10 protein-coding genes are annotated in these 13244 nt (G+C 70.2%); 3 read left to right on the plus strand and 7 right to left on the minus strand.

The genetic code is table 11. The features are described 5' to 3' along the window. Positions 1-15: 15 nt before the first annotated feature. Together HUA78_RS05405 and HUA78_RS05410 are read right to left on the minus strand one after the other, a co-directional pair. Entirely contained in the window at positions 16-672 is a 657-nt protein-coding gene (locus HUA78_RS05405) for a 2-hydroxychromene-2-carboxylate isomerase (RefSeq protein WP_174457511.1), read from the minus strand. 339 nt (positions 673-1011) lie between these two features. Next, positions 1012-4590: a protein kinase gene (locus HUA78_RS05410; RefSeq protein WP_217442374.1), complete on the minus strand. Its 3579-nt coding sequence runs from the start codon at positions 4588-4590 to the stop codon at positions 1012-1014. 676 nt (positions 4591-5266) lie between these two features. On the opposite strand from HUA78_RS05410, the gene HUA78_RS05415 reads away from it, so the two are divergent. Next, complete coding sequence (locus HUA78_RS05415; protein WP_174457512.1) at positions 5267-5680, plus strand: response regulator; 414 nt, start codon at positions 5267-5269, stop codon at positions 5678-5680. Between the two features lie 6 nt (positions 5681-5686). Here HUA78_RS05415 and uraH read toward each other — a convergent pair whose 3' ends face one another. From uraH to HUA78_RS05440, 5 genes are read right to left on the minus strand one after another with little or no spacing between them, the layout of a single operon-like run. Next, positions 5687-6031 (minus strand): hydroxyisourate hydrolase, encoded by a 345-nt coding sequence (uraH, locus tag HUA78_RS05420; RefSeq protein WP_174475778.1) that lies wholly within the window; start codon positions 6029-6031, stop codon positions 5687-5689. Further along, entirely contained in the window at positions 6028-6537 is a 510-nt protein-coding gene (gene uraD, locus HUA78_RS05425) for a 2-oxo-4-hydroxy-4-carboxy-5-ureidoimidazoline decarboxylase (protein WP_174475779.1), read from the minus strand. The genes uraH and uraD overlap by 4 nt, the downstream gene beginning before the upstream one ends. After that, positions 6534-7556: an allantoicase gene (alc, locus tag HUA78_RS05430; RefSeq protein ID WP_174475780.1), complete on the minus strand. Its 1023-nt coding sequence runs from the start codon at positions 7554-7556 to the stop codon at positions 6534-6536. Before alc ends, uraD begins: the two co-directional genes overlap by 4 nt. A gap of 21 nt (positions 7557-7577) precedes the next feature. Continuing rightward, on the minus strand, positions 7578-8945 hold the full coding sequence (allB, locus tag HUA78_RS05435; protein ID WP_174475781.1) for an allantoinase AllB: 1368 nt from the start codon (positions 8943-8945) through the stop codon (positions 7578-7580). Further along, entirely contained in the window at positions 8942-10387 is a 1446-nt protein-coding gene (locus tag HUA78_RS05440; protein WP_174475782.1) for an FAD-dependent oxidoreductase, read from the minus strand. The genes allB and HUA78_RS05440 overlap by 4 nt, the downstream gene beginning before the upstream one ends. 215 nt (positions 10388-10602) lie before the next feature. On the opposite strand from HUA78_RS05440, the gene pruA reads away from it, so the two are divergent. After that, a complete protein-coding gene (gene pruA, locus HUA78_RS05445; RefSeq protein ID WP_141640760.1) occupies positions 10603-12258 on the plus strand; it encodes an L-glutamate gamma-semialdehyde dehydrogenase in 1656 nt (551 codons plus the stop codon). Positions 12259-12264: 6 nt separating this feature from the next. Further along, positions 12265-13113, plus strand: coding sequence for an aldose epimerase (locus HUA78_RS05450; protein ID WP_174475783.1), 849 nt, complete (start codon positions 12265-12267; stop codon positions 13111-13113). Positions 13114-13244: the final 131 nt, after the last annotated feature.

Here is a 13244-nt window from a genome sequence, read left to right on the forward strand (position 1 = left end):
TCCCAGGGCCCCCCTTCAGCGTCGGGACGCGGTGGCCGGCAAATCCTTCCACCGGGCCAGGTCCACCGACGCCAGCGGGTCCTCGCCCCGGAGGAAGCGCTCCAGGTGGCCCAGCGAGTCCACGCCGAAGAACAGCTCCCCGTCCGCGAAGATGGTGGGCACGCCGAACGCACCCGCGGCGATGGCCTCGTCCGTGTTCCGGCGCACACGGTCCTTGATGTCCTGCCGCTGGGCGGCGGCGAGCAGCGTGGGGGCGTCCAGCCCGGCGGCCTGGATGGCCACGGCCACCTGCTCGGGCGACTCGGCGCCCTTCCCTCCGCCCCAGACCTCAGCGTAGAGGGCGGACACCAGCCGGCCGCGCGCCTCCAGGTCGTCCACCGCGGCCGTCACGCGCAGGGGGAGCAGCGGGACGAAGGGGTGCGTGGGGGGTGGGCCAAAGGGTACGCCCAGCTCGTGAGCGATGCGGAAGGTGTGCTTGAAGACGTAGCCACGCTTGGCGGGAACCTCGGCCGGGCCGATGTTGCCAGTGGCGTTGAGCACGGCGGCGAGTAGCACCGGCACGGGCTCCACCACGCGACCATGGCGGGCGGCGAGCGCGGGCATGCGCGTCCACGCGAGATAGGCGTAGGGAGACAGATAGTCGAAACAGAAGCGCAGGGGTGCGAGGGCCATGGGCGGAACTCTAACGCCCTCGCGCACCGCGTTCTCGGGGGAGCTTGGCGGAAAGAGCGACTGCTCGAGTGCGCCTCGGGGTCCCCGAACACCTCACGCATGGGGGAGGGCTCACGCACCAACGCGGGAGTTCCCTCAGGCACACCGTGTCGCCTCCGCGCTGAAGCGCGCTCGAAGGCGACGTCGCCTCGACCCGCGATCAGGGCGCTCTGCCGGGACTCCGCGCTCCGCTGGAGCGCCCCTCGCAGCGACGTCGCCTCGACCCGCGCTCAGGGCGCTCTGCCGGGACTCCGCGCTCCGCTGGAGCGCCCCTCGCAGCGACGTCGCCTCGACCCGCGTTCAGGCGCTCTGCCGGGACTCCGCGCTCCGCTGGAGCGCCCCTCGCAGCGACGTCGCCTGCGCGAGCAGGTTGGACGCCCGCACCTCCGTGAAGGCCGCCTCCGCCGCCTCCAGCTCCACAACGGCCGCGTCCGCGGACACCGCACGCTCCGCGAGCGCCAGATGCACGAGCCCCACCTGCAGCACGTTGCCCGTCAGCTCCGCCAGCGCCAGCGCGCGACGCAGGTGCGTGAACCCTTCCTCGCCCGGCAGCAGCACGGCCATCGCGCGCCGCGCCAGCACTTCATCCCAGGGATTCGCCAGCACCGGGTCCACCGCGCGGGAGAGCGCCGTCTGTGCCGCCTCGCGCGCGGCCTCCAGGTTCCCCTGCTCCCGCTCGAAGCGGGACTGGTAGACGCGCAGCAGCGTCTCCATCCGGATGCCGCCCTCGCGCGCGGAGACCAGGGCCCGGGGCAACGACTGACGCACCGCCGCCGCGTCCTCGAAGAGCACGTCCCGACACGCCTGATACGTCTGCACGTGGCACTGCAACCACCGGTCCTCCGGGAGCACCCGCGCCAGCGACTCCGCGCGCGCCACCACGGCGGCCACATGCTCGTGCTCGCCGCGCTCCAGGTAGTAGGGCGGCGTGAAGATGGCCAGGTTGCGCTCCATCAACCGGGGGTTGCCCAGCCTGCGCACCAGGTCCGTCTTCTCGGTGAAGGCCGGGACGAAGGCCGCGCCGTCTCCCGTGAACGCCGCGCGAGTCACCACGGAGAACAGGTGGAACGCGCGCACGTCGGTGAAGCCGTGGGCCTCCGCCACCGCGTAGCCGTCCCGCGTCGCCTGGGCGTCCAGCGGTTCGCCGCGCAACGCGAGGTTCATGTTCATCATGTAGCCGCCCATGCCCAGCGCCCAGGCCAGGCGCCGCGGCAGCCGGCCCATCACCTCGCGCATCCCCCGCAGCCGGGCGAGCTGCTCGAACTGCGCCTCCACCACGCCCGCCGAGCGCCCCGTGTACGCGCTGAGCACCGCCGGAGCCAGCAACGCGCCCGCCCGGTACGGCGACACCTCGGGCTGCTCCGCCCGCACGCGCTCCAGCAGCACGTCCAGGTCCTTCGTGCGCCCGACGATGGCCAGCGCCATGGCCTGGAGGATGCGCAGCTCCGCCTGCTTCCAGAAGATGTCCTCGGGCGACGACTGCGCGTCCGCCGCGCGCTCGCGGAACAACTCACGCAGCCGCGCGGGCCTTTCGTCCTCCGGCGCCGCGCACGCCGCGTCCAACTGCGCCAGCGCGAGCCTCCGTCCCTCCACCAGGTCCACCGTCGCCGCCCAGTGCGCGAAGAGCTTTTCCGAGAAGGCCAGGGAGCTGGGCGGGTCGCTCGCGTAGCCCACTTCCACCAGCGTCACCCAGATGCGCAACAGCAGCCGGTCGCGTCCAGGGAAGTCCGGCGCGGCCTCCAGCAGCGTGGACGCCTCCTTCAACAGCAGCGTCGCCTCCAGCAGCGCCTGCGCCTCCATGGCCGCGCGGCCCGCGTCCAGCAACGGGCCAATGGCCAGCTCCGGCTCCGACGAGCGCAGGTAGTGCCAGCCCACCGTGCGGGACAGGTCCGGCCGCTGCGAGTAGAGCGTCTGGAGCGCCAGCGCCACCCGCGCATGCGCGGCCCGCCGCTCCTCGTCCTGCGTGCTGTCGTAGATGGCCTGGTGCACGGTGTCGTGCGTGAAGACGTACCGGCCCTCTTCCTCCTGGAGGAACTGCCGCTCGACGATGCCGTCCAGGACGGCGAACAGCTCCGACTCCGGCAGCTCCGCCAGCGCCCGCACCATGGGCAGCTCCAGGCTCCGTCCCGCCGGAGCCAATCTGCGCAAGAGCGACACCTGCTCCACGGGCGCGGACGACAACCGCTCCAGCACCACGGCCTGGATGCTCTCGGGCAGGGGCCGGGTGTCCAGCCCCGCCTCCGCCGTCCACCGGCCGCCCACGCGCGTCAGCGCGCCCTCCTCCACCAGCGCGCGCAGACACTCGGTGGCGAAGAAGGCGTTGCCCCCCGTCGTCTCATGCAGCCGCGCGACGAAGCCCTCGGGGACCTGCAGGCCCGGCAGCGCCAGGCCCACCAGCGTGCCCACGTGCTCGGCGGCCAGCGGCTCCAGGTCCATGCGCCAGGTGAGCTTCTCGTCCACCGTCTGGAACGCCAGGCTCAGCCGGCTCAGCTCTCCCGAGCGGAACGTGCCCACCACCATGCCGCGCGTGCCCTGCAGCGCGCGAATCAGCACGTTGAGCACCTCCAGCGAGGCGGTGTCCGCCCAGTGGAGGTCCTCGAAGCACAACACGAACGTCATCCGCTTGCCGAGCGCCTGGACCCACTCCGCAAGCGCCCCGAAGAACCCCAGCTTCTCCTCGCCGGGCACCTGCGCCACGCCCGCGGACTCCGCCGACGACAGCGAGGGCAACAGCCGAGACAGGCGCGGGGACAGCCGCTCCATCACCTCCGTCGGCGTGTGTGGCATCAGCGCGCGCAGCGCCTGGGCAATCGGCGTCAGCGGCGCCTGCCCCTCCGCGCGACACTGTCCCCGGCCAAAGGGCAGCTCCGCGAGCTTCGCCTGCAGCTCGAACTCCTGGAGCAGCCGCGTCTTGCCCACGCCCGCGGGCGCGCCCAGGAGCACCGCGCGCGACTGTCCCCAGTCCGCCTCCGCGAGCCCGTTCATCAGCGCCTCCAGCTCCGCCGCGCGCCCGACGACCTCCGGCACGTGCAGGTAGCTGGAGCGCGCCGACAGGGGCTCCTCCGGCATCGGCTCACCGCTGGCGTGGCAGAGCGCCTCCATCAGCTCGCTCGCGTCCTGGAAGCGCTCGCGCGGGTCCTTCGCCAGCAACAGCAGGATGATTTCCTCCAGCTGCGGGTCCACCGGACACAACGTGGAGGGACGGGGCGGCGGCCGCGTCAGGTGGTCCGCCAACAGCGCCGCCGGGGTGTTGCGCTTGAAGGGCAGCCGGCGCGTCACCAGGTAGTACGCCATGACGCCCAGCGAGTAGAGGTCCGCGCGCCCGTCGATGCTCGCGCCGCGCTGCCACTCGGGGGCCAGGTACTCGAGCGTGCCCTTGAGCTTGCCGGGGCTCGGAGTGCCCAGCTGGTGCATCACCCCGAAGTCCATCAGCTTCACCGCGCCGGAGCGGGTGATGCGCACGTTGCTCGCCTTGATGTCGCAGTGCACGTACAGGCGCGAGTGGATGAACGCGAGCACCTGCGCCATCTGCAGCAGGACCCGGTACAGCGTGCGCGTGTCCAGCGGCGCCTCGCGCGCCAGCGTGCTCAGGTCCTGCCCGTCCACCACCTCCATCGTGATGAAGCGGTTGCCGGCCTCCGTCATGCCCCAGTCGAACACCTTCAGCGTGCCCGGGTGCTGGAGCTTCTTCATCGCGAAGAACTCGTGCCGGAACATCAGCACCAGCTCCTCCGTCTTCCCCGCCGTCAGCCCCGCGGGGACCTGCATCTCCTTGAGCGCCACCCTGCGCTTCTCGTGCAGGTCCTCCGCCAGCCAGATGCGGCCCATGCCGCCTTCACCGAGCAGTCCCTCCACCCGGTAGCGCCCCGTCACCACCATCCCCACTTCGAGCGAGCGGCGCGCTCCGGCCGCGTCTCCTGGCAGGGTGACGGGCGTGCGGATGCGGTCCCCCCACGAGCTCGGAGGAGGGCTGCGCTCGTCAAGGACGGTTGTCTTCTCTTCGTCGCTCACGAAGGCGGGACCGGAAGGTCGGCAGAATCCAGAAGTCGATGGAATATCACGTTTCCATGTATCGGACACACTCCGTTGGAACGGGGGAAACCCCTTTCCTCCGCCGTCCGAACCAGGCCGCCTGATATTCGCCAACACGAGTCCAGCGCACCGTCAGTTCCGCACGCCCGTCGGACAGGCGACACCCACACGACGCGCGGGCATGAAGCATGGTGGCCACGCATCCAATCCCCGCGCCCTCCGGGCTACCTGCGGGAACACGTGCGCGTGGAGCGGGATGATGCGTGCACGTCCGAGCAGGTCCCCTCGCGCGCGCGGCGACCAGGCTCCGACCCGGAGGCATCCCGACGTGGACTGGTGAAGCTCCGCCACCCGGGGAGTTGCCCTCGACGCACCGCTCCGGGAGCACCTGTCGGCATCCACCTTGTACCTGGGTCTGGGGGTGAGGGAGGACCCCTTGCTACGGCGGGCGCCGAGCGGTGATGCTCCACCCGAGGCCGTCTCCCACGGGGCCCGATACCATCACCGGAGGAGCCCGAGCATCGTGAAGCCCAAGGTCCTCATCGTCGAAAACTCCTGGACGATGCGCGAGACGCTGCGCCTCCTGCTGTCCGGCGACTTCGACTGCGCCGTGGCGGCCAATGGCGAGGCCGGGCTGGCGTTGGCGTTGAGCCAGCCGCCGGACCTGCTCCTCTCGGATGTGAACATGGAGGGCATGGACGGCTACGAGCTGTGCCGCCGCTGCCGCCAGGAGCCCACGCTCCAGCACATCCCCGTCGTCTTCGTCAGTGGCTACGCGCCCCGCTCGGACAGCGACCCGAGCCTGCCCGTGCCCGACGCGTATCTCGTCAAGCCCGTGAAGCCGGCGCTGCTCATCGCCGAAATCCACGCCCTGCTGCGGCGCGGAAGCAGCCCCGTCCAGGCCGCTGCCTCCGCGCAGGCCGCCAACAAGGCCTGAAGCCCCTCAGCTCCCCCGGTACGTGGAGTAGCCGAAGGGGCTGAGCAGCAAGGGCACGTGGTAGTGCTCGTCGGGCGCGGCCAGCTCGAACACCACCGACACCGACGGGTAGAACCCCTTCACGCCAAGCGAGTGGAAGTACGTCCCGGTGTCGAACGACATCCGGTACACGCCGGGCTCGACGCGCGCGCCGGCGGGCAGGAAGTCGCGCACGCGACCATCGTCATTGGTGACGCCGCGAGCCAGCTCCTTCCACTCGCCGGAGGACACCTGGACTTCCAGGGCAATGGGAACACCAGCGGCCGGACGGCCGCGGTGCGTGTCGAGGACATGGGTGGAAAGTGTGCTCATGACGCCAGCAGCTTCTCCAATCGGATGCGGGTGATTTTCGCCTGCTCGCCAGCGGCGATGCGCAGCTCCTCGTCCGGAGGATTGCCCAGGCGCGCGCGCAATAGCCCCAGCATCTCCTCCGCGCTCTTGCCCGTCGCGCAGACCAGGAAGATGAAGCCGAAGCGCTCCTCGTAGGCCTTGTTCCCGTCGGCCAGGCCCTGAATCACCGCCTCGGCGGCGCCGTTCACCCCGCCCTGCTCCTGCGAGGACCAGGTGGCGGTGGACGCGAACTTCGCGCGCAGCGAGGACACATCCCCGATGCGCGGGTGGTGCTTGAAGGCCTCCTGCCAGTCGTTTGGCCCCGTCTGCTCCCACAACCACCCGGCCTCCGACAACACGTGCTCCACGTCACGGAAGGGCCGCGCGCGCACCATGGCCTCCACCCAGCGCGAGGAGCCACAGCAGCGCAAGAGTTCCTCCCTGGCCGCCTCGGGGGCCAGCGTGTTGAGCCGGTGCAGCGCGCTCATGCCGGCCGCCCGTGGACGCGCAGCCGGCTGACACCACCGTCGGGGAAGATTTTCAGCCGCACGTGGGTGAAGGGCCCCTTCGCCTTCAGCTCGGACTCGAAGTAATGCCGGTGGTCCGCCTGCAGCTTCGTGCGCGGCAGCAGCTCCGTCCAGACGAGGTCATGCGCGTTGGCGAAGTCCACCACCGGCTCGCGCAGAGTGATGCCCTCCAGGGACGCGCTCTCCGGGAAGTTGCCCTTGTAGTGCGCGGTGTCCACCTCCACGCGCTCCACGGAGCCCGGGACGGCCAGCTTCACCACAATCCAGTCGAAGCCCGGCAGCAGGCGCTTGCGGCGCGTCTCCCAGCCCTCGCCCATGTTCGCGGCGCGGCCCGGCAGGATGAGGTTGTCCTTCGGCCCGAAGAAGGCGTCGTTGCACGCGGACACCGTGCCGCCGTTCTCCGCCGCCGCCAGGTCCACCGAGCCATTCGCATGCGTCAGCCGCGTCAGGTCCGGCCGCACCTCGCCATGGACGCGAAAACGCGCGACGCCGCCGTCCGGGTAGATGTTGAGGCGCAGGTGCGTCCAGCGCTGCTCGCTCAGGATGGGGAAGAGGTTGCGCGAGCCGCCCTGCAGCCGGAGCTGTGGAAGGATGCGCGTCCACTTCGCGTCCACCAGCGACTGCGCGGAGGGCGAGCCTTCGACCTCCAGCGCATCCACGGAGGCGTACTCGGGGAAGTTGCCCACGAAGTGGTTGGTGTCGACGTCCACGCCGCGCAGCACGCCGGGCAGGCCGAGCTGGAGGATGCACCAGTCGTGGCCGGGCACGCGCTTGCGGCGCGACTCCCAGCCGTCCATCCACTTGCCCTGCTCGGTGTACTTGTCGGGGATGAAGACGCCCCGGCCGGGCTTGAGCAGGTTCTCCTTGCCGGCGAAGAACTCGTCACTGGCCAGCAGGGCCTTGCCGCCAACCTTCTCCGCGGCCAAATCGATGAGCTCGGTGAAGCCGACGCGCAGCTTCCCCTCTTCCGGTGCATGCATGGTGTGTACTCTCCAGAGGCTTCAAGCGGCGATGCGCGCCGAGGACGGGCGACGCACCCAGGTTCCACTCGGGCGAGGGAACGGCTGTCCTCGCTCGTAGATTTTCATCCCGCGCAGGAACGTCGTCTCCACCACGCCCGAGAGCGTGCGGCCCGCGTACGGCGTCAGGGGATGACGGTGCTGGAGCCGCGTGGGCTCCACGATGAAGGTGGCCTCGGGGTCGAACACCAGCAGGTCCGCGTCCGCGCCGGGCGCGAGCGTCCCCTTCGTGCCGTGCAGTCCCACCAGCCGGGCCGGGGCTTCACACATCCAGCGCGCCAGGGTCTCCAGGCCATGTCCTCGCTTGCGCGCCTCCGTCCACACGGCCGACAGGCTGAGCTGGAGCGACGCGATTCCGCCCCACGCCGCGCTGAAGTCGCCACGCTCCAGGAGCTTCAGCGCCGGCGTGCAGGGCGAGTGGTCCGACACGACCAGCTCGATGTCGCCCCGCGCCAGCCCGGCCCAGAGCCGCTCACGGTTCTCAGCCTCGCGGATGGGTGGCGCGCACTTGAAGTGCGTCGCCCCGTCTTCGATTTCCTCGGCGGTGAAGCTGAGGTAGTGCGGACACGTCTCCACCGAGACATCCAGACCCTCCCGGCGCGCGTCCGCCAGCAACGGCAGCGCATCCGCCGACGACAGATGGACGATGTGGACCCGGCAGCGGTGCTGACGCGCCAGCTCCACCATCATCCGGATGGCATCCTGCTCCCAGCGTCGAGGCCGGGACTCCAGATAGGCGCGGTACGTGCGAGGGCCGCCCGCGTCCGCCTCCGCCAGCGGAGACTCCAGCTCCGCGTGGACGATGAGCGGAATGCCCCGCCGCGCGAGAATCGGCATCGCCACGTCGAGCACCGCGCGGTCCGCCGGGGGAAACTCGTCCACGCCGGAGGGACACAGGAAGCACTTGAAGCCCGCGACCCCCGCGTCGATGAGCGCCTCCAGCTCGTTCGCGTTGCCCGGAATCACGCCGCCCCAGAAGCCGTGGTCCACCTGACTGGACTCACGCGCGGCGCTCGCCTTGAGCTTCAGCGCCTCCAGCGTGGTGGTGGGCGGCAGCGAGTTGAGCGGCATGTCCACGACGGTGGTGATGCCTCCGGCCGCCGCGGCGCGCGTGGCCGTCGCGAAGCCTTCCCACTCCGTGCGGCCGGGCTCGTTGATGTGCGCGTGGCAGTCCACCACGCCGGGCATCACCACGTGGTTGCCCACGTCCGTCACCGTCAGGGCCCCGAGGGCCTCTCCCGGCCCCGCCACCTTCTCCACCCGTCCGTCCTTCACCACCACCACGGCCTCGCGCATCCCTCCCGCCGCGAGGACGCGACGGCTGCGCAGCCCGAACTCACCACTGCTCATGGTTCGAATTCCTTCTCGTCGAAGCACTCCAGGGCGCTGAAGAACGCGTCCCGGTCATCCACGTAGAGCTGCCGCGTCACGCCCGCCGTCAGTCGAGGCAGGCTGTACTTCATGCCAGAGATGCTCGCGCCACCGAAGCCCAGCGAGAGCAGACACCCGAAGGTGTAGTTGAAGATGGACGCCAGATGCGGCGCGCGGCCCGGGTGCTTCTCCTGCAACTCGAAGCCGGGCCCCAGGTACGGATGACGCAGCAGGTCCGTGTGCGCCTGGCCCGAGGGCGGCGTGAAGCGGTCCTTCCAGAGCGCGATGTCCTGGTGCAGGTTCGCCAGCTCCGGCCGCAGCGAGAGGTCCGTCACGGTGCCGCTGCCGACGATGAGCTTGTCGAAGGTGTAGTGCCCCCGCGGCGTGGTGACGCGGACCTGCCCGTCCACTTCCTCGGCGCCCACCCACGGGCTCTCCGCGTGCAGGTGGAACTGGGGATACGCGCGGGCGCGGCGGTACGTGTCGGCGGGAGGCAGTTGCCCCATCTCGAAGATGCGATGGATGAAGCGCCACTTGTCCGCGTCGGGCAGGTCCGCATGGTGCTTGAGGAAGCCGACGAACTCCGCCCAGCGATACGGGTTGACGGTGGGCAGCGTCTTGCGCCGGTAGAAGAGGTGCACCTCGCCCGCGCCGTGCTCCAGCGCGACGGAGGCGTTGTCGAACGCGGAGGCCCCCGCGCCGAGCACGCCCAGCTTGCGCCCCCGGAGCGCCTCGAAGTCGATGTCCTCGCGCGTCTGCGCGTACAGCTCGCGCGGCAGCCCCGCCACCACCGCCGGGACTTCCCAGCGTCCCGAGCCGTCGATGCCCGTGGCCAGCACGATTTTTCGCGCAGGGAGCACCTCGACCTGCCCGGTGCGCAGGTCCTCCAGCGGCACCTGGAAGCAGTCGTCCTCCGCGCTCCACGTCAGCGCACCCGCGCGCGAGCGGCAGCGCACGGGGATGCCCAGCGTGCGCCGATACCACCCGAGGAAGTCCGCCCACAGCTCCTTGGGGATGCGCTCCAGGGAGGTCCAGGCGGCCTCGCCGTACTGGGCCTCGAACCAGGACTGGAAGCAGAGGTTGGGGAGGTTGTGGTCGGGGCCGGTGAGGTGCTTGGGCGTGCGCAGCGTGTGCATGCGCGCGAAGGTCTTCCACGGTCCGGCGAGGTCCTGCTCTCCGTCATCGACGACGAGCAGGTTCGGCACCTTCTCGCGCATCAACCCGAAGGCGGCGGTGAGGCCGCTCTGCCCTCCGCCGATGATGAGGACATCCAACACGGCCTTGCCGGCGCGGGTGCGGCGCGGGAGCACCCAGGAGCGCCGGGGATACTCCAACCGCTCGAGGTCCTTCCGGAGCGCCTCTTCCAGGGCGACGAGGCCAGGAACAGGCGGCATCACGGGGCTCGGGGGCGGGATGCGCATGCCCCATCGTAACCGCGCGCTGTGTCGCGCGGTCAATGTGCCCCCCTCGCGCGGTATGAGCCGCCAGGCGGGGTGGTGGGAAATACCCGGCCTGCCTGGGGGTTGACAGCGGGTGTCCGGGCGCTGACGACGGCCCGCTTCCACGCTTCCCCGGTGGAGCGGGTTGGTTAATGCTCGCCCGCCCTTTTTCTTCGCCCCGTCCCGAGGTCTTCCGCGTGATCAACGCCATCCCCCGCGTCCCGGCTCCCCGAAACGAGCCCATCCTGCCCTACGCGCCCGGTGCGCCCGAGCGCCGTGAACTCCAGGCCACGCTCAAGCGCATGGCCGGTGAGCAGATTGACATCCCGCTGCTCATCGGCGGCAAGCAGGTGCGCAGCGGCAAGACGGACACCGTCCGCATGCCGCACCGGCACTCGCATGTGCTGGCCACGCTGCACGAGGCGGACGCCAGCCACGTGGAGCAGGCCATCCAGGCCGCCCTGGCCGTGAAGGAGGACTGGGCGCGCATGTCATTCACCTCGCGCGCCGCCATCTTCTTGCGCGCCGCGGAGCTGCTCGCCACGCGCTACCGCCCGCTCATCAACGCGTCCACCATGCTGGGTCAGTCCAAGACGGCCCACCAGGCGGAGATCGACGCGGCGTGCGAGGCCATCGACTTCCTGCGCTACAACGTCCACTTCGCCGAGCAGATTCTCGCCATCCAGCCGGAGTCCTCGCCGCAGACGTGGAACATGCTGGACTACCGTCCGCTGGACGGCTTCGTGTTCGCGGTGGCGCCGTTCAACTTCACGTCCATCGCGATGAACCTCTGCACCGCGCCCGCCATCATGGGCAACGTGGTGCTGTTCAAGCCGTCCTCCACGGCCGCGCTGAGCGCCTGGTACTTCATGGAGCTGCTGCGCGAGGCGGGCCTGCCCGACGGCGTCATCAACATGCTCAACGGCGACGGCCCCACCGTGGGCAACCCCACGCTGGCGAGCCCCCATCTGGGCGGCATCCACTTCACCGGCTCCACGCCGACGTTCAACTCCATGTGGAAGACGGTGGGAGAGAACATCGGCAGGTACAAGCAGTACCCGCGACTGGTGGGAGAGACGGGCGGCAAGGACTTCATCGTGGCGCACGCGTCGGCGGCGGACGACGTGGACGCGCTCGCGGTGGCCATCGTCCGGGGCGGCTTCGAGTACCAGGGGCAGAAGTGCTCGGCGGCCAGCCGCGTCTACGTGCCCGAGTCCCTGTGGCCCAAGCTCAAGTCCCGCCTCCAGGGGCTCATCGGCGACATCCGCATGGGCGACGTGACGGACTTCCGCAACTTCATGGGCGCCGTCATCGACGAGAAGTCCTTCAAGAAGGTCTCCTCGTACATCGACCTGGCGAAGCAGGACGGCGAGGCGAGCATCGTCGCGGGCGGCGAGGCGGACCGGAAGGAAGGCTGGTTCGTCAAGCCCACGCTGGTGCAGCTCACCAACCCGCGTCACCGCATCCTGCGCGAGGAAATCTTCGCGCCGCTGGTCGGCGTGTATGTGTATCCCGACGCGAAGTACGTGGAGACGCTGCGCGAGGTGGACCAGAGCGCGACGTATGCGCTGACGGGCGCCATCTTCGGCCGTGACAGGAAGGCCATCGACACGGCGATGAGCGAGCTGCGCCACGCCGCGGGCAACATCTACATCAACGACAAGCCCACGGGCGCGGTGGTGGGCCAGCAGCCCTTCGGCGGCTCGCGCGCGTCGGGCACCAACGACAAGGCGGGCTCACTGCTCAACCTCATCCGGTGGACCAGCCCTCGCACGGTGAAGGAGAACTTCGCGCCGCCCGTGAAGGTGCCGTATCCCTTCATGGACAGCGACCCCCACGATGGGGGTATCTAGGCTCGTATGAGCCGAGTGTTCCCCGGCATCGCCGGGTTGGAGACGTACGCGTTGGTGGACGGTGGGTGCCGCGTGGAGGTGATTCCTTCACGCGGGGCCCTCGTCTCGAGGATGACGGTGGACGGCGACGAGGTGCTCTACCTCGACGAGGCCACCGTGGCGGACCCGGCGAAGAACGTGCGCGGTGGCATCCCCGTGCTGTTCCCCATCGCCGGGCCCCTTCCGGGTGACACGTACCCGGCGGACCGCAAGTCCTTCACGATGTCGCAGCACGGCTTCGCGCGCAGGCTGCCGTGGACCGTGCGCCAGGCGGAGGACTCGCTGCTGGTGCTGGGGCTGTCCTCCACCGAGGAGACGCTGCGCCAGTTCCCGTGGGCCTTCGACGCGCAGCTGACGTTTTCGCTGGTGGGCACGCGGCTCACGTTGGACTTCGACGTGGAGAACCGCGACACGCGGCCCCTGCCCCTGCACCTGGGCTTCCATCCGTACTTCTGGGTGCCGGACACCGCGAAGGCCGTGGCCACGGTGGACACGGACGCGACACACGCGTGGGACAACCGGAACAAGCGCGAGGTGCCCTTCACCGGGTTCGACCTGACGCTGGACGAGGTGGACCTGCACCTGAGGGACCACTCGGGCCCGGGGACGATTCTGGGACGTGGACCGGGCTTGAGGCCCGTGCACCTGTCGTGGAGCCCGGAGTTCAAGATGCTGGTGGTGTGGACCCTTCGCGGCAAGGACTTCGTCTGCGTGGAGCCGTGGACGGCCGCCGCCGGAGCACTGGCCACCGGTGAGGGCCTGCTGCACGTGGAGCCCGGTGAGCGCGCGTCACTCGCGTTCGACATCGAGGCGTGACCTCGGGTGCTCACGGTAGTGGCATCAGCCAAGCGGCGAACTCGCGCATGGCTGAGGCCACTGCCGGTGAGCGTCAAGGTAGTTGTCGCGTGAGAGAGTTCAGCCGATGCGCTTCAGCTCCTGCATCGCAG

Origin of the sequence: Myxococcus sp. CA033, assembly GCF_013336625.1 — a bacterium.
Lineage (GTDB): Bacteria > Myxococcota > Myxococcia > Myxococcales > Myxococcaceae > Myxococcus > Myxococcus llanfairpwllgwyngyllgogerychwyrndrobwllllantysiliogogogochensis.